Genomic DNA, 17,368 nt, shown 5'->3' on the forward strand with positions numbered 1-17,368 from the left:
GCAACAGTAATTCACATTTAAACAAATATCTACATTAAACGCTAAAATCGTACTCTTGTTTTGCGTAAACAAAAATAGGCCAAAACAAAAACGTCCCGATTAAATCGGGACGTTTTAAAAATTTTAAGCTATTGATTAGGCTTCTGCTACTTCGTGAGTTAAAGCTTCATCAACCAAAATACGACCACAGTGCTCGCAAACGATAATTTTTTTACGCTGACGAATATCTAACTGACGTTGAGGTGGAATCTGGTTAAAACAACCTGAGCAAGAATCGCGATCGATTGTTACGACTGCTAAACCATTTACCGCATTTTTGCGTAAACGTTTGTAGGCAACCAATAAACGTTCTTCGATCTGAGGCTCCGCTTTATCTGCTTTCTTTTGTAAATCTTGCTCTTCTTTTTCAGTTTCAGCAGTAATTACATCAAGTTCACCTTTTTTAATGTCTAAATCTTTCTTTCTGCCATCTAACTCTGCTTTAGCTGCTTCGTAGATTTCAGTTTTAGAAGTGATTTCGAAACCATGTTCTTTAATTTTCTTTTCAGAAACTTGGATATCTAAACCTTGAATCTCAATTTCTTTCGTTAAAGCATCGTATTCACGGTTGTTTTTAACTTCTTTTAATTGAGTATCGTATCTTTTGATGGCTGCTTGCGCATCTTTAATTGTATTTTTACGGGTTACGATTGAATCCTCAAGATCATCAAGTTCGCCTTTGATTTTTGCAATTCTAGTTTCTAATCCTAAAACGTCATCCTCAAGATCGGCTACTTCCATTGGTAATTCACCACGTACCTGGCGGATCTTATCAATTTTGGTGTGGATATTTTGTAATTCGTATAAAGCTTTTAGCTTTTGTTCTACGGTTTGTTCCATTAAAACAAGTAATTTATGGGGTTTGTATTTTGCTCCGTTAAACGGATTGCAAAGTTAGTAAATTTTTTCTGAATAATTTCAAGCAATAAATTTGAGGTAAATTGTTCAGTTTCAAAGTGTCCGATGTCGGCAATGATCAGTTTTTCCTCTGCATCAAAAAACTCGTGATATTTAAAATCGGCAGTGATAAAAGCATCCGCCCCCGCAGCAATGGCCTCTTTTAAAAGGAAGCTTCCTGAGCCACCACAAACGGCCACTTTTTTGATTCTTTTACCAATTACCTCGGTATGCCTAACCACTTTGGCCTGCATCCTGTCTTTTACCAGGTGTAAAAAATCATAGGCATCCATATCATACTCCAGCCAGCCCACCATACCCGAGCCCACCAGCTGGTGTTTATTTTCGAGTTTGTAAATATCGTAAGCGACTTCTTCATAAGGATGGTTTTCGAACAGTGCAACCAGAATTTTGCGTTCGGCTTGTGTAGGGTAAACCATTTCAATCCGCACTTCTGCCTCGCGATGACGAATTCCTCTTTCACCCACAAAAGGGTCTGAATCTTCGTTACCCTTAAATGTACCAAAACCATCGGCATTGAAACTGCATTCGCTATAGTTGCCAATATTGCCTGCACCCGCATAAAACAATGCAGACCGCAATTGCTCTGCCTGGGCCTGCGGACAATAGGTAACCAGTTTTTTCAAAAGACCTGTTTTAGGTGAAAGTACTTTGGTACCTGTTAAGCCTAAACGCTCACAAATCCTCGCATTTACGCCGGTATGGATACTATCAAGATTGGTATGGATGGCATAAAGCGCAATATTATTTCTAATGGCTTTAAGCACTACCCGTTCCACATAATTTTTACCGTTGAGCTTTTTTAAACCTTTAAAAACAATTGGATGGTGTGTAATAATCAGGTTGCAGCCTGTCGAAATCGCCTCGTCTACAATCTTTTCTACACAATCTAAAGCGACCAAAGCACCGCGGATTTCCATATTCGGATCGCCAACAATTAAACCAGAGTTGTCATAATCTTCCTGATAATTAAGTGGTGCGATGCTTTCTAAATAGTTCGTTATTTCGGCTAATTTCATTTGATAAATATATAGATAATGTATTTTTCCTATTTATTGTTAGACTTTGTTTTCTATATAATTCAAGAGCCATTTGTTGTATTATGAATTCTCCTTTAATTATTTAGCGTAAGTTTTCTAATTTTTTTTGGTCCGGCACCAAATAACAACCCACCATTTTGTATGAAAATAATATCACCATTAGCTTTTGCAGCTAGAGAACCAAGTCCTCCCAAACCAGAAATTCTGGCATTATAATAGTCTGGACCATGGCCAGTCTGCTTTCCATACCCAGCAATAGTACTAATTTTATTATCGCTTGATGATAGCTTTCTGATGACAGCATTTCCAATGTCAGAAATAAACACGTTCCCTAAATCATCAACAGCGACTCCACTGGGATAATTTAATTGCGCATTTGTACCTATATCCCCATCTCCAGAATAACCTTGTTTTCCATCCCCAGCTATTACTCTGATTTTTCCATCCAAGTTGTATTTCCATATGCAGTTATTAATTCCATCGCATATGTAGAGATTAGCATCCTTATCCACGGATAGTTTTGTTGGGGCAAGCCAGATATCTAAAGCCGAAATAGGTGAGGGATTAAATTTTTGTCCTGTGTAATCCTTAGCCCCAATTATTGTTTTAATCATCCCTGTCTTTTTTTCGATCATCCTCACCCTTGCTTCGTCTACTACATAAATATTTCCTTCATGATCAACAGCTATTTCCTTTGGATTGCCCAGAGATGACTCTTTATATGGAACATTGTCTATAACTGGCTTCCCAGGGCTCATTAAAGTTGTAACGGCTTTTGATAATTTATCGACTTTTTTTAAATAGCTTCCGGCACAGTATAAAAGATCTCCGGAAGGGTCTATTGCTAAACCCAAAGGATTTAAAATATCGTCAACCCACCTAGAACTATTAGAAGTGTTTTTTAAAACTTTCAAAATCCCAAATGTTTGTGTTATATAAATATTCCCCTCTGAATCTGATGTTAAAGAATTAGGGGAATACTCCATACTTGGAATAATTGTTGAGATTAAGTATGGAGTACTAGGCGTAGCCACTCGAAAATACCTGGATATTTTTTTATCCACTTCAAAGACAAGAGAATCACGAGTTAATTTCTTAAGCGGAAACAAACCACCGAGCGATTGTAAAGTCGAGTCATTGGAAAAACGCCAATTAATTAATGCATCTCCCGCAGTCCCATTCCAAAGCGCCAAACCTGAATGATTTGCATCAAAATATATAGCTTTTGATGTATTAGGATTTTTAACCCCTATCCAATAGCCAGATAAAATATTTGTATCAATTTTAATGATGGGCTTTGTTTTATCATCTGGATCAATTGTATTGGGAATTTGCTTCTTACATGATACAAATGCGAGCGTTAGCAAAATCAATAGACTATTTTTTTTTAACATAGAGCGTTCTTTATCATGTAAATATTAAAATATTTAAAGAGAAAACAAAAAAGCTTAATGATATATAGTATTTGGATATTTGCTCAAAAAAGTTGTTAGGATTAACAAGTCCGTCCCGATCTAAAATCGGGACGGACTTGTCGTGTATGGTGGGACGAACATTAAAAATTATGCTGTCTTGGCTTTCCAAAAAATATTAACCGTAAAAAAATGATAGGCTTACTGAAAACCGCCCATTCTTACCATCTGTAAGCTTTCGAAAACCATTTTCTGGTTGTGTTCAAAAGCCAGGGTTTTGTGGTTTACCACATCGATAATCGATCCGATAAAACATAAACCTGCGGTTACCAGGTATAAAATACCCATCCCAATCTGCCCGATGATAAACCTTTGCAATCCTGGAACAGCAAATAAACCGATTAAACAGAATATAAGCATATCTGATGGATTTTTCCTTTTGCTGCTGTAAACCATTAGGAAGTTACGCAACTGCTGCTCGGTTAATCCAGTGGTGGCCTGCTGTAAGTATGAAAATTCTTCTGGCGTTATGCCTGGTAACGACATTAGCGGTGATTGATATATATCCATGGTTTCTATGTATTTGTGGTTGAAATTTTAAACTTATTTTTATTTTTTATCAATGTGTAAATTCTATAAACGATAATCAAAAGTGCCGGAAACCCAAACCAATGTTCGGAAAAGCTTTCGGTAAACTCGCCATGTAAAATATGGCTGATTGACCTGCCTATACCACATCCCGGACACCAGTCTTTAAAACCTAAATTGGCCAAAGGACAAAGTGTAAAGTGATGCTCGTGGCTATTCGCTGTTGCCAGTAATACTAAAGCCGCTACCCAGAAAAAAAGTTCTAGTGGAAAGCTTTTGATGTACTTCATTGTTTCACTTTTTATATAGTTTAGAGGCTATAGTGCACCCTTTGTTACATCAATTTGCCCCTAATCGACGAAAGGGGGATATATTTCGACAAAACGAGTAATGGAATCTAAGAATAAGATCTTATTTCTTTTCCTTTTTTGATTTTCACCTGCAACCCGGCCAAAAATAGTTAAAAAAACCTTTACACAAATTGCGGGTTAATATTAAAAGATAAGCTTATTTTTGTGCCTTGAACATCCGCGATTTAATAAACCGATACAAAACCGACGATAGGGTAACTCAATTTACCAAAGCGTTGAACAGCAGCAAAAACCCAAAAATACAATTAAAGGGATTGGTGGGTTCGGCTGACGCTATCGTTGCACTTTCTTCTTATTTCCTGTTACATAAGCCCATCCTGTTCGTTTTGCCCGACAGGGAAGAGGCCGCTTATTTTCAATCCGACCTTGAAAGCGTATTGGATAAGCAGGTTTTATTGTTCCCCTCCTCTTACCGCAAATCTTTCGATTTTACCCAGGTAGATACCGCAAATGTGCTGGCCCGGGCAGAGGTATTGAATGAGCTGAACCACGATTCGGAATACGGAAAAATTGTAGTTTCTTACCCCGAAGCCATTGCCGAAAAGGTAATTGACCGGTCTGCTTTAGAAAAAAACACGTTAGAAATTAGTTTAGGTGCTAAATTGGGCATCGATTTTATCAATGAATTTTTGATTGATTACGATTTCGACAGAAGAGACTTTGTTTATGAACCAGGGCAGTTTTCTATCCGTGGTGGTATTGTAGATATATTTTCTTTTTCTTCTGATTTACCCTACCGTATTGAGTTTTTTGGCGATGAGGTAGAAAGTATCAGAAGTTTTGAAATAGAAAGCCAGTTGTCGGTTGAAGATGTTAAATCGTTAACCATTGTACCCAACGTACAGGCCAAGTTTTTAACCGAAAGCAACATCAGCATTCTCGATTACATTGATCAGGATACACAGCTTTGGTTTAAGGATGTAGAGTTTACGCTCGATATTATTAAAGCGGGTTTTAAAAAAGCGGTTGAGCTGTGGAAAGCCCTTCCAGCGGCAGATAAAAACCAAAATCCCGAATGGATTGATCCTAAATTCGCCTTTACTGACGAAAAATTATTGGGTGATCATCTTCAGGATTTTCCGATTATCGAATTCGGCAAGCAGTTTTTTTATAAAACCGACGACCGTTTTGAGTTTGAAACCAAGCCGCAGCCATCGTTTAATAAAGATTTCAATCTCCTGATCCATAACCTTAAGGAAAACGAAAAAGAAGGCATTGTTAATTTTATTTTTACTGATTCGCCAAAACAGATTGAGCGTTTATATGCCATTTTAGAGGATATCGATAAAACCGCCAAGTTTACGCCAATCAATAGTATGCTGCGCGAGGGTTTTGTAGATCCGCAGATCCAAACGGCATTTTATACCGATCACCAGATTTTCGACCGTTATTATAAATATAAACTTAAAAAGGGTTATCAGAAAAGTCAGGCCATTACCCTGAAAGATCTTCGCGAACTAAAATCCGGAGATTATGTTACCCACATCGATCACGGGATTGGCAAATACGCCGGATTGGAAAAAGTAGAGGTAAATGGCAAAACCCAGGAAATGATCCGTTTAATTTATGCAGATAACGACCTGCTTTATGTAAACATCAACTCCTTAAACCGCATCGCCAAATACAGTGGCAAAGAAAGTGGTGTGCCCAAGATGAATAAACTGGGGACCGATGCCTGGGACAAGCTAAAAAAAACCACTAAAAAAAAAGTTAAAGATATCGCTCGGGACCTGATCAAGTTATACGCTTTGCGCAAAACCCAGGCCGGAACGGCATTTTCACCAGATAGCTATTTACAGACCGAACTGGAGGCTTCTTTTATTTACGAAGACACCCCCGATCAGTTAAAGGCTACCCAGGATGTAAAAAAAGATATGGAATCGCCACACCCAATGGATCGTTTAGTGTGTGGTGATGTAGGCTTTGGAAAAACAGAGATCGCCGTGCGTGCAGCATTTAAAGCGGTGGCAGAAGGTAAACAGGCCGCTATTCTGGTGCCTACCACTATTCTGGCTTTACAGCATTTTAAAACCTTCTCTTCGCGCTTAAAAGATTTTCCGGTTACGGTTGATTACATTAACCGTTTTAAAACCAGTAAGCAGATTAAAGACACACTCGCTGAAGCCGCCGCCGGTAAGGTTGACATTTTAATCGGCACACACCGTTTGCTGAGCAAGGACGTGAAGTTTAAAGATCTCGGCATCATGATTATTGATGAAGAGCAAAAATTTGGTGTTACCGCAAAAGAAAGATTAAAAGCGGTACGTGTAAATGTCGATACTTTAACACTTACGGCTACGCCGATTCCGAGAACGCTACATTTTTCTTTAATGGGTGCAAGGGATTTATCCATCATCAGTACACCACCACCTAACCGCCAACCGGTGAGTACGGAATTACATGTTTTTAACGATAAGCTGATCCAGGAAGCCGTTCAATTCGAATTGGATCGTGGCGGGCAGGTTTTCTTTATCCACAACCGCGTAAACGACCTGATGCAGTTGGGAGGGTTAATCCAGAAACTGGTCCCAAAAGCAAGGATAGGTATAGCCCACGGTCAGCTAGATGGCGATCAACTGGAAGATGTAATGCTCGATTTTATTAATGGAGAAAAAGATGTTTTAGTGGCTACCACGATTATCGAAGCTGGTTTAGATATCCCAAATGCCAATACCATTATCATTAACCATGCACATATGTTTGGTTTGAGCGATCTGCACCAAATGCGTGGCAGGGTAGGCCGGAGCAACAAGAAAGCCTTCTGTTATTTGCTTTCGCCACCATTATCTACTTTAACTTCTGAAGCCCGAAAGCGCTTAAGCGCTATTGAAGAGTTTTCTGATCTGGGAAGTGGTTTTAACGTAGCCATGCGCGATTTGGATATCCGTGGAAGTGGAAATTTATTGGGCGCCGAACAGAGCGGTTTCATTGCCGAAATCGGTTTTGAGATGTACCACAAAATTTTGGACGAAGCCATCCAGGAATTAAAAGAAGCTGAATTTAAAGGCCTCTTCGAAAATGAGCCTGCGCGTCCGTTTGTAGGTTTTACACAAGTAGATACCGACTTGGAACTATATATTCCTGATGCTTACATCACCAATATTACCGAGCGTTACAATTTATATACCGAACTTTCTAAACTCGATAACGAGGCCGAACTGGCCATTTTTGAAAAACATCTGGCCGATCGTTTCGGACCGGTTCCTTCACAGGTGAAAACCATGCTGAGCGTGGTACGCCTGCAGTGGCTGGGTAAAAAATTGGGCTTCGAGAAAATCAGTTTCAAGAAAAATAGTTTGCGCGGTTATTTCTTAAGTGATAAACAATCGGCTTATTTCGACTCGAATACTTTCACCAGGATTTTAACCTTTGCTCAAAATCACCCTAGGATGTGTAATTTAAAAGAGGTAAAAAACACTTTAAGAATAGCCTTCGATAATATAAGTACCGTTGAGGAAGCGATTGAAACTTTAGAATTGATTGATTAAAAACATTAATTGAGTCAGTCGGTTGACTGAATTAACGTTAATTGAGTCAGTCTATTGACTGAATTAACGTTTTTTACTACATTTGGCTTAATGGAAAGTCAAATTATTAGATCTTTGAAGCCTATTATCCTCAATAAAATTGGGAAAAATAAGGTCATATTAATTTTCGGGACAAGGAGAGTAGGCAAAACCTGGCTAGTGGAAAGCATTATTAAAGATGCCAACATCAACCATCTTTCTTTAAATGGAGAAGATCAGGATGTACAGGTATTACTATCTACCCTTACTGCGGCTAACTATAAAAGAGTTCTGGGAGATGCCAAATTACTCATTATTGATGAAGCTCAGGTTATACCAGAAATCGGTAAAGTATTGAAATTGCTTATCGATACCTTTAAAGACCTTACGATTATTGCAAGCGGATCGTCTACTTTTGATCTTTCTAACCAAACAGGCGAGCCGCTAACGGGAAGAAGTTTAACCTATTATCTTTATCCAATAGCACAGGTTGAATTGAATAAGCAGGAAAATGCTTTACAAACCGCGCAAAACCTGGAAGAACGTTTAATTTTTGGTTCGTACCCAGAGTTATTCCATTTAAATTCAATAACAGAAAAAGCACAATATTTAACAGAGCTGGTTAAATCATACTTGTTAAAGGATATTCTGATGTATGAGAATATTCAGAATAGCGCTAAATTATTAGAATTATTAAAACTTATCGCCTACCAAGTGGGCTCAGAAGTTTCTATAGATGAGATTTCGCGCAACCTGGGCATCAGTAAAAATACTGTTGACCGTTATCTCGATTTACTTTCAAAGGTTTTCATCATCTATAAAGTTGGTGGATATAGCAATAACTTACGTAAAGAAATTACAAAATCTTCAAAATGGTACTTCCATGATAATGGCATCCGCAATGCAATAGTTAATGATTTCAGGTTAATTGCACTCCGGAACGACCAAGGGCTTTTATGGGAAAATTATTGTTTTAGTGAGCGTATAAAAAAAATGGAATACGAACAACACAATGCCACTTACTACTTTTGGAGAACCTATGACCAGCAGGAAATTGACCTAATAGAAGTAAAAAACGGAGAAATTTTAGCTGCCGATTTTAAATGGGGGAACCAAAAGAAAAAAATACCAGGCTTTTTTGCCAAAAATTACCCAGAAGCCACATTTTCTGTAATTAACAAAGAGAATTATTTAGACTTTATATTATAAATGTTAGACCCCGCCTTATTGCTCGATTTAGTGAAGATGCAAATGCCTTATGGAAAATATAAAGGTTATCTGATCTGCAATATCCCTGAAAGTTATTTGCTTTGGTATAAAGACAAAGGCTTCCCGAAAGGAAAATTGGGCGATTTAATGGCTACCATGTTCGAAATACGGGTGAATGGATTAGAGTATCTGTTAACACCATTGAAGAATCAAAATCGATAGTTAAGAATGATAGGTTAATGCGAACATTTATTCCGGGCTATTGTCTTCCCAAACCAAAAAGTGATAGTGGCAGATATAGAGGAATCGTCATTCCCAACTTGATTGGGAATCGTAATGCCTTAGTAGGGTCGCAGGTTGCATTAAGATTCCCGCCTGCGCGGGAAAGACGACCGTTTTGAATAGATCTCTCCATTGCGCTACGCTGCAGTCGAGATGACGACTAATCTGTAAAAACCGCAGATCAAAATGGCTTTCGCAAAAAATTTGCGGCGATCAGCGTAATCTGCGGGAAACAAATCTATATCGCACAACCATTCTCATCACAAACCGCATCATCATTTTTGTTTAATGAAGTCAGTGTTGTTTTGGGTTGAGCTTCTTTCCACTCCGTAAAACTTTGGGTAAGTGCATCGGTAAAAGCCTGAACAGGTTGGGCACCCGAAACGCCGTACTTGCGGTCCATTACAAAATAAGGTACACCGCGGATCCCTAAATTCTGACTTTCATAAATATCATAGCGAACAGCCTCGGCAAATTGATCTCCCTTTAAAACTTCTTCTGCCTCTGTGCGATCCAAGCCAATTTCTACTGCAAGATCAACCAAAACATCGGTTTCGCCGATATTTTTGCTGTTTACAAAATGAGCTTCAAACAGTTTCTCTTCGGCTAAATCCTGAAGCTTATGTTTTGCGGCCAAATGGATCAAACGGTGTGCATTAAAGGTATTTGCAGGGATATTGGTATCAAAATCGATGGTTAAACCGGCATTTGCAGCCATATCAACCACTTGTTTGGTCATTTGTTTGGCTTGTTCAACAGGCATTCCTTTGCTTCGCGAAAGGTAATCGTATACCGTTTCATTATTGGTATTATGGTATTCAGGGTTGAGCTGATAACTTTTCCAATCCACTTCAATTTCATTTTTGAACGGCAATTTTTCTATCGCCTGTTCAAAATGTCTTTTCCCGATATAGCAAAACGGACACATTACGTCCGACCAGATTTCTACTTTCATAACACAAAATTAAGGTGATTATACTTGCCCATAGTAAGGACAAAGTAAAAAGCCACTATCGTTCAGGATAGTGGCTTTGATATTATTATAGAATTGACATCCTGAGCCTGTCGAAGAACCGCCATAAATGCGTTTTTTCGCGTTTCGACTACTTGTCCCGATTCTTCGGGAAGCTCAACCTGACAAATTCGAGTAATTATAGATCGGATGATTTGTACAACTGGTTAAATATCAGTTTAAAAGTGCCATGCGTTTGTGCCCTGAAAGCAATTTCTGGCCCGAAAGCAAGCAATTTGCCTTTACCAACCTTAGCTTCAAAAGCGGTTACCCCGTCCTGCAGGTAAGCCTGGCCCCAGGCCCAGCCGCTGCGTAATGGTGTCGCATTTTCGAACCACATTAAAGGTTTAATCTTTCCGGCTACCATAGCATCGCCAGTGAGTTTAAAAACAGGACTATTGTCGAAGTATACATCTGCTTCTTTTTCCATGCCCCAATTGGTTGGTAAAGTATTATCAACACCAACGTTTAAAACACTTCCCGGAACATAATATTTTTCAGCAGGTAACCGCTTTTCCTCTCCATTTACAATTTCGACCATTGCATTTCGAACAGGGAGGTTTAAATGATAGGCTAAATTGGTACTACTACCAATGGTTACAATATTCCCACCGGCTTCTAAAAATTTCTTTAATTCAGGGATCGATTTATCTGCCGTAATCCTACCCAAACGATTTCTAAACTCCTGAGGGATTTCTTCTGCTTTTGGTCCGAAAGATCTGTTTCCAAACCCTCCGCCCTGAACAGCAGGTATTGCTCCGCCCACAAAAACAATTACATCGTATTTAGATTTTAAATTGCCCGCATCAATATCCTGTGGATAAATTACTGTTGCGTTATAATGGTATTGCTCCATTAAAAAGCGCACCCAACCCGAAGCCATAGAACCTCCATAGGTGTCCCAAAGGGCAATTCTTCCAGCAGAAATTTTAATTTTATCTTTTGGTACAGCTGCGCTTTTTAATTTGATATTCGCTTTTTCCAATATGGATTTCCCTGCCGATGAAACATAAAAATCGCCATTCTCCGTCGAACGATACACCTCAACTTTGTTTTTCAATAAGTCGTTTACTGCAGTATAAGAATCGTTTTGCGCCGCACTCAATACATAACCCGATCCATTTGGCAATTTATGCTCAAATTTCAATAAAGCACCATAAGGATTTCTCTCAAACGGCCCTGAAAAATCGTTGAGAATCCGATCGAACTTCACATCCATTAAATAAGCCAGGGTCCATCCTGCAGCATCATATGGTGGAATTGGTGCACCTCCCTCGTATTTAAAATCGTTCGGATGATCCTGAGGCTCGAACATATCCAAAACATGTGGACGAAACGCCTGATCGGTTTTAACCACATAACTTCCGGCAGGATAATTTTTGCCGGCAACAGTAAACGGAGCCGTCGCTTTTTGAACTACAATACCTGTCCTGATCAAAGCATTTAAAAACTTAACAGCAGAATTGAAGTCTGGCTGATCGGCTGATAAAATATATCCCCGTGGATCTCTGTTTACCGGTGCTTTCATTACGGTATCAAAAGCTTTCATGCTAATTTGCCGTCTTGCACCAAAATCGGTATCGCCCCCAGCAACCGAAGCACCTTTTTCGCCTTTAGCAGCATTATTAATGGCCTCTATTTTTTTTGGAGAAAAAGACCAGGTATCTTTCTTACCCCGCTCAATAGAATTTCTGCCCATCTGGTAAATATTAAACAGCAATTCATCGCGGTAACGTTGTGCATAATTTAAAACGGCATAATTTAACGATACCGAATAATCGATCGAGTTTTTAAAGTACCATTTCCTTGGGGTAATTGGGTTTGGTGAATCGCCGTTCGGCAATAATCTCGAAGGAACTAGTGGAATTTCAGCAGGTGTAGGGTTCCCGATAATTTCAGTTAACAGCCCAATCATGTTATGAAAATAGGTGGTGGTTCTTAGTCCACCATTGTACCAGGTAGAATAAACAGATCCCCCTCGCTGGGTATAACCAGGTTTGTTTTCTACGTTCATCCTATTGTGCATGGCCGCACCAACAGCATCTAAACTGGTTAACAGGGTTGGGTCGAAAACATAATTGAACGGGTCGCGGTAGGGTGGACCTGCCACAACGGTTCCCGCCGGACCAGCCTGATGGTGGTTATACATAATCTGCGGGATCCATTCAACAAAAAGCTGGCGTCCAATATTCTGCGTTTCTTTAAGGTTGAGCATAAAGAAATCGCGGTTGTTGTCGTGCCCTGCATATTTTTCATACAAAACAGGCAAGCCTGAGGTTGTTCTTTTCTTGGGATCTTTCTCTCGCATATACCAATTGCTCACCAGTTCTTGCCCATCAGGATTGGCATGGGTAAACAAGATGATTACATTATCCAAAATACGAAGGGTTTCAGGATCCTTTCTGGAGGCAAACTCATAAGCGGTTTCGATTAGCTGATGTGCACCCACTACCTCGTTTGCATGCAAGCCACCATCTATCCACACTACCGCTTTGCCTTCCTGGGCTAATGCTTTTGCCTGCTCAGGTGTAATTTCAGCATGCGCCAGTTGTTGCGAAATTTCCTTATAACGGTCTAATTTCTTCAGGTTTTCCGGTGAAGAAACAATCAGCATATACTGGCTTCTGCCTTCTTCGGTTTTACCGATATCAACCAGTTTAATGCGGTCAGAACTTGCCGCGAGTTTCTTAAAGTAAGCTTCAGTTTGGGTATAATTGGCCAGTTGGTAATCGTCGCCGATATCAAAACCAAAATGCGCCTTTGGCGTTGGTACTTCCTGTGCCAGCACCGCACAGCTATTTACCATTAAAAAAGCAATACAAAGCCTTTTAAAGTAGATTTTTATCATAATAAGGGTTTAGTTAGGTAATCAAATATAATAGAGAATAAGCTCCAAAAACGGCTTGCTGTAAATTTGTTACAAGTTTTAAATCCTAATCCATACATTTGCCCTGATGTAAGTTCTTAACTTTATTTTTCATCAACCGATACAGGTTCCCGGAATTACACCCGGGATTAATAGGGAATCGTGTGCAAATCACGAGCTGTCGCGCAACTGTAAATTCTGTCTTTATTTAAAAGACAACGGTCTTATCATTCATGCCACTGTGCCGTTTACCGGTATGGGAAGGCGATAAGATCGGGAATAAGCCAGGAGACCTGCCTATATTGAATTGACGGTGCTTTCGCGTTATAAAGTAATTGGTCAGGTCTGATTGTACACCATAAAATTAAAATTTTATAGGCTTGCTTTAAGCTTTTGGCTGATGAGTAGGCGGGCTGTGCCATAACCTTTCCTTTTAATTTTTAACATAAAGTATTACAAAATATTGCTTGAGGGCTTTTAAACGATTTATTTACTTAATCTTTAAAAGAGATGCTAACGCAAAATCTGGGCTATCCGCGAATAGGTAGCCAAAGGGAATTAAAGAAAATCTGCGAAAATTACTGGGCAGATAAAACTGGGTACAAAAATGTGCTTCAGGTGGGAAAAAACATTCGCCACGAAAACTGGAACCTTCAAAAAGAAGCTGGAATTGATGTTATTCCTTCGAACGACTTTTCTTTTTATGATCATGTGCTCGATCATTCTTTAACTTTTGGGGCCATCCCAAAAAGGTACAACGAAGTAATCCTGAAAAAAGGAAATTCTGAGCTTGATCTTTATTTTGCCATGGCCAGGGGTTATCAAAAGGAGGGATTGGATGTAGTAGCCATGGAAATGACCAAGTGGTTCGACACCAATTATCATTACATTGTTCCTGAATTTTATAAAGACCAGCCTTTTAAACTTTTCTCTACTAAAGTGATCGATGAGTTTTATGAGGCGAAACAATTGGGTATTACGACCAAGCCTGTTTTAATCGGTCCGGTTTCTTACCTTTTATTAGGAAAAGAAAAAGAAGCTGGCTTTGAAAAAATCGACCTGATCAAAAATCTCCTTCCGGTTTATATTGAGATTTTATCCCGGTTAGATGCTTTGGATGTAGAATATGTTCAGTTTGATGAGCCCTTTTTGACCCTAGATCTTACCGATAAAGACAAAAAAGCTTACGAATATGTTTATAAAGAGATCAGAAAGACTTTCCCAAGGCTAAAAATTGTTTTGGCTACTTATTTCGAAGGTTTGGGCAATAATTTAGCCCTAACGACTTCATTACCGGTAAATGTTTTACATATCGATCTGGTACGTGCTGAAGATCAATTATCGGCTGTTTTGGCTTCATTAAAAGAAGAGACCATCCTTTCGTTAGGTTTGGTAGACGGAAGAAATATCTGGAAAAACGATTTCGAAAAATCCGTTTCAATCATTAATCAAGTGGTAGAAAAAAGAGGATTAGATAAAGTTTGGATCGCTCCATCTTGTTCACTAATCCACTCACCGGTTGATTTAGACAATGAAACCAATGAGCAAAATCTTTCAGCAGAAATTAAACAATGGCTGGCTTATTCGAAACAAAAAATTTCGGAGCTAGCGACCTTAAAAAAGCTAATTACCAACGAAAGCCCTGCATCTACCCTGCAAAAACTGGAGGAAAACAAAATTGCCATTGCTAACCGCAAAGTTTCTAAAATCATCCATAACCCCGAAGTAAAAGAACGTGTATTAGGTTTAAAGGCGCAGGATGCAGAGCGTTTAAGTCCATTTTCAAGCAGAAAAATTAAGCAACAGGAACTTAATCTCCCTATTTATGCCACTACCACCATCGGATCGTTTCCGCAAACAGCAGAAGTAAGAAGCTGGAGGGCCAAACTTAAAAACGGAACTTTTACCGTGGAAGAATATGATGATCTGATCGCCAAAGAAACAGCAAAAGCCGTAAACTGGCAGGAAGAAATCGATCTGGACGTGTTGGTTCATGGCGAATTTGAACGTAACGACATGGTGGAGTATTTCGGCGAGCAACTGGATGGGTTTGCTTTCTCTAAAAATGGCTGGGTACAGAGTTATGGCTCACGCTGTGTAAAACCACCGATCATTTTTGGTGATGTTTCGCGCCCTAAACCCATGACCGTAAAGTGGACGGCCTATGCACAGTCGCTTACCTCGAAATACATGAAAGGGATGTTAACAGGTCCGGTAACGATTTTACAATGGTCGTTCGTCCGTAACGATCAACCAAGATCCGAAACCTGCACGCAAATTGCCCTGGCCATCCGTGATGAGGTTTGCGACCTGGAAAATGCAGGGATAAAGATCATTCAGATTGACGAGCCCGCCATCAGGGAGGGTTTACCATTACGCAAAGCCGATTGGCAAAACTATTTGAATTGGGCAGTTAAAGCCTTTAAAATTTCGGCCAGTGGCGTGAAAGACGATACACAGATCCACACGCACATGTGTTACTCCGAGTTTAACGATATCATCCAAAACATTGCCGATATGGATGCAGATGTGATCACCATTGAAACTTCACGGTCGCAGATGGAATTGTTAGACGCTTTTGCCGATTTTAAATATCCAAATGAAATTGGCCCGGGTGTATACGATATCCACTCTCCAAGGGTTCCGAAGCGGGAAGAAATGGTTCAGTTACTCAAAAAAGCAAAGGCTGTTATTCCTCCCGAACAACTCTGGGTAAACCCTGATTGTGGTTTAAAAACCCGTGGTTGGGACGAAACCAAAAAGGCTTTAATAGAAATGGTCGAGGCCGCGAAAGAGATGCGTAAAGCCGAAGAGGTTTTGGCTGCAGCTCTTCAGGCGAATTAACCCTGCTTATTTTTGCTACGGAAACACGGATTTTTCTATTCCTGTTATCCATAGCGAAGCTTTACTTTGACAACTTTCTAATAAAGAAAGTTGTCAAAGCTTTTTACAGCACCTATATTTAACCCATGACCCTAGAAGAAAGAATAGAAAATTCTAAAACCAGCATTTTTAAAGCCGTTTTCCCTAATACAACCAATCATTACGATACCCTTTTCGGAGGCACCGCCATGCACTTAATGGATGAGGTTGCTTTTATTACCGCAACCCGATTTAGCCGTCAGATTATGGTTACTGTAAGCAGCGACCGGATAGATTTTAAAAAACCAATCCCGGCAGGCACTATTGTAGAGCTTATCGGTAAGGTAAACCATGTGGGAAATACCAGTTTAAAGGTTAATGTAGAAATTTATATCGAGCAGATGTATGCTGAAGGAAGAGAGTTGGCCGTACATGGCGATTTTACTTTTGTGGCCATTGATGAAAATAAAAAACCGGTTCAGGTAATTAAATAATCTTATAAGCTTTGGCCAAAAAGATGTAAAAATCATACCGCCGGAATCTTTAAATTTGATTATGGAACAGCAACTTTCTGAGGAAGACTTAAAAAATATTGCCAGGCAATTGGCTTGTCCCGAAGGCGAACACGGCATTAAAACAGGTGAAATGATGCATGCCAATAATATCGGCATGACGACCGCTGCAATTGATTCACTTGATCTTCAAAACAATGAAACTGTTTTAGAAATCGGTCATGGCAACGGCGGACACATCGCTCAATTATTATCAAAAGCCGAAAACCTCCATTATTTTGGTGCCGATATTTCACCAACCATTATTGCTGAAGCCAGGAAGATCAATCAGGATTTCATAACAAAAGGAAAGGTTCACTTTCAGCTAACAGATGGCATTACATTGCCTTTTGATGATTATCGGTTTGATAAAATTTTTACGGTTAATACAATATACTTCTGGACAAATCCCAGCGAATACCTTAACGAAATTAAGCGAATATTAAAACCTAAGGGCACTTTTTCTATAGGTTTTGCTGATAAAACTTTCATGCAAAACCTCCCTTTTACCCCTTATGGCTTTACACTTTACGAAGTAGAAACCGTAAAAGAATTATTAGAAAAAGCAGGTCTTACCATTAAAAATACCCTTAAAAAATTAGAGCAGGTACAAAGTAAAACCGGCGAACAGCTGGAAAGGGAATATTACATTGTAACGGCTACTGCATAAAAAAAACATCATTGTCCTGCTTTGTAATGAGGATCTCATTCA

The 17,368-nt window shown here is 39.4% G+C and carries 13 protein-coding genes and 1 riboswitch; of the genes, 6 read left to right on the plus strand and 7 right to left on the minus strand.

Features of this window, described 5'->3' with window-relative positions:
• Window positions 1-135: 135 nt before the first annotated feature.
• The 5 genes from AC07YT_RS04450 to AC07YT_RS04470 form a co-directional block, all read right to left on the minus strand.
• The gene (locus AC07YT_RS04450) at window positions 136-879 is read right to left on the minus strand and encodes a zinc ribbon domain-containing protein (RefSeq protein ID WP_086548451.1); all 744 of its coding nucleotides are present in this window, start codon (window positions 877-879) and stop codon (window positions 136-138) included.
• The gene (locus AC07YT_RS04455) at window positions 879-1,976 is read right to left on the minus strand and encodes a Nif3-like dinuclear metal center hexameric protein (RefSeq protein ID WP_086548452.1); all 1,098 of its coding nucleotides are present in this window, start codon (window positions 1,974-1,976) and stop codon (window positions 879-881) included. Before AC07YT_RS04455 ends, AC07YT_RS04450 begins: the two co-directional genes overlap by 1 nt.
• 95 nt (window positions 1,977-2,071) lie before the next feature.
• On the minus strand, window positions 2,072-3,391 hold the full coding sequence (locus AC07YT_RS04460; protein ID WP_086548453.1) for an NHL domain-containing protein: 1,320 nt from the start codon (window positions 3,389-3,391) through the stop codon (window positions 2,072-2,074).
• A 219-nt stretch (window positions 3,392-3,610) separates the two neighbouring features.
• A complete protein-coding gene (locus AC07YT_RS04465) occupies window positions 3,611-3,979 on the minus strand; it encodes a TM2 domain-containing protein (protein WP_086548454.1) in 369 nt (122 codons plus the stop codon).
• 5 nt (window positions 3,980-3,984) lie between these two features.
• Window positions 3,985-4,287 (minus strand): DUF2752 domain-containing protein, encoded by a 303-nt coding sequence (locus AC07YT_RS04470; RefSeq protein ID WP_057930985.1) that lies wholly within the window; start codon window positions 4,285-4,287, stop codon window positions 3,985-3,987.
• 230 nt (window positions 4,288-4,517) lie between these two features.
• Here AC07YT_RS04470 and mfd point away from each other — a divergent pair, with 230 nt between their 5' ends.
• The 3 genes from mfd (at window position 4,518) to AC07YT_RS04485 (ending at window position 9,305) form a co-directional block, all read left to right on the plus strand.
• Entirely contained in the window at window positions 4,518-7,856 is a 3,339-nt protein-coding gene (gene mfd / locus AC07YT_RS04475) for a transcription-repair coupling factor (protein WP_086548455.1), read from the plus strand.
• Window positions 7,857-7,946: 90 nt separating this feature from the next.
• Entirely contained in the window at window positions 7,947-9,083 is a 1,137-nt protein-coding gene (locus AC07YT_RS04480; protein WP_086548456.1) for an ATP-binding protein, read from the plus strand.
• The gene (locus AC07YT_RS04485) at window positions 9,084-9,305 is read left to right on the plus strand and encodes a DUF3820 family protein (protein ID WP_086548457.1); all 222 of its coding nucleotides are present in this window, start codon (window positions 9,084-9,086) and stop codon (window positions 9,303-9,305) included.
• Window positions 9,306-9,603: 298 nt separating this feature from the next.
• Here the strand turns inward: AC07YT_RS04485 and AC07YT_RS04490 are convergent, their stop codons facing one another.
• Window positions 9,604-10,320: a DsbA family oxidoreductase gene (locus tag AC07YT_RS04490; protein ID WP_086548458.1), complete on the minus strand. Its 717-nt coding sequence runs from the start codon at window positions 10,318-10,320 to the stop codon at window positions 9,604-9,606.
• A gap of 196 nt (window positions 10,321-10,516) precedes the next feature.
• Window positions 10,517-13,225, minus strand: a complete 2,709-nt coding sequence (locus tag AC07YT_RS04495) for a M14 family metallopeptidase (protein WP_086548459.1) — start codon at window positions 13,223-13,225, stop codon at window positions 10,517-10,519.
• 126 nt (window positions 13,226-13,351) lie between these two features.
• Window positions 13,352-13,558, plus strand: a riboswitch (cobalamin riboswitch).
• Window positions 13,559-13,753: 195 nt separating this feature from the next.
• On the opposite strand from AC07YT_RS04495, the gene metE reads away from it, so the two are divergent.
• The 3 genes from metE (at window position 13,754) to AC07YT_RS04510 (ending at window position 17,326) form a co-directional block, all read left to right on the plus strand.
• Window positions 13,754-16,087: a 5-methyltetrahydropteroyltriglutamate--homocysteine S-methyltransferase gene (metE, locus tag AC07YT_RS04500; RefSeq protein WP_086548460.1), complete on the plus strand. Its 2,334-nt coding sequence runs from the start codon at window positions 13,754-13,756 to the stop codon at window positions 16,085-16,087.
• Window positions 16,088-16,212: 125 nt separating this feature from the next.
• Window positions 16,213-16,599: an acyl-CoA thioesterase gene (locus tag AC07YT_RS04505; protein ID WP_025141655.1), complete on the plus strand. Its 387-nt coding sequence runs from the start codon at window positions 16,213-16,215 to the stop codon at window positions 16,597-16,599.
• Between the two features lie 61 nt (window positions 16,600-16,660).
• A complete protein-coding gene (locus AC07YT_RS04510) occupies window positions 16,661-17,326 on the plus strand; it encodes a class I SAM-dependent methyltransferase (protein ID WP_086548461.1) in 666 nt (221 codons plus the stop codon).
• The last annotated feature ends 42 nt before the right edge of the window (window positions 17,327-17,368 follow it).

The sequence above is a fragment of the Pedobacter sp. GW460-11-11-14-TSB4 genome (assembly GCF_059423705.1).

Excerpts from the sequence above, each read along its gene's own strand:
- AC07YT_RS04490 (WP_086548458.1), bottom strand. The coding sequence starts at position 10,320 with ATGAAAGTAGAAATCTGGTCGGACGTAATGTGTCCGTTTTGCTATATC.
- AC07YT_RS04450 (WP_086548451.1), bottom strand. The coding sequence starts at position 879 with ATGGAACAAACCGTAGAACAAAAGCTAAAAGCTTTATACGAATTACAA.
- AC07YT_RS04470 (WP_057930985.1), bottom strand. The coding sequence starts at position 4,287 with ATGAAGTACATCAAAAGCTTTCCACTAGAACTTTTTTTCTGGGTAGCG.
- AC07YT_RS04480 (WP_086548456.1), top strand. The coding sequence starts at position 7,947 with ATGGAAAGTCAAATTATTAGATCTTTGAAGCCTATTATCCTCAATAAA.
- AC07YT_RS04505 (WP_025141655.1), top strand. The coding sequence starts at position 16,213 with ATGACCCTAGAAGAAAGAATAGAAAATTCTAAAACCAGCATTTTTAAA.
- AC07YT_RS04455 (WP_086548452.1), bottom strand. The coding sequence starts at position 1,976 with ATGAAATTAGCCGAAATAACGAACTATTTAGAAAGCATCGCACCACTT.
- metE (WP_086548460.1), top strand. The coding sequence starts at position 13,754 with ATGCTAACGCAAAATCTGGGCTATCCGCGAATAGGTAGCCAAAGGGAA.
- AC07YT_RS04460 (WP_086548453.1), bottom strand. The coding sequence starts at position 3,391 with ATGTTAAAAAAAAATAGTCTATTGATTTTGCTAACGCTCGCATTTGTA.
- AC07YT_RS04510 (WP_086548461.1), top strand. The coding sequence starts at position 16,661 with ATGGAACAGCAACTTTCTGAGGAAGACTTAAAAAATATTGCCAGGCAA.
- AC07YT_RS04465 (WP_086548454.1), bottom strand. The coding sequence starts at position 3,979 with ATGGATATATATCAATCACCGCTAATGTCGTTACCAGGCATAACGCCA.
- AC07YT_RS04495 (WP_086548459.1), bottom strand. The coding sequence starts at position 13,225 with ATGATAAAAATCTACTTTAAAAGGCTTTGTATTGCTTTTTTAATGGTA.
- AC07YT_RS04485 (WP_086548457.1), top strand. The coding sequence starts at position 9,084 with ATGTTAGACCCCGCCTTATTGCTCGATTTAGTGAAGATGCAAATGCCT.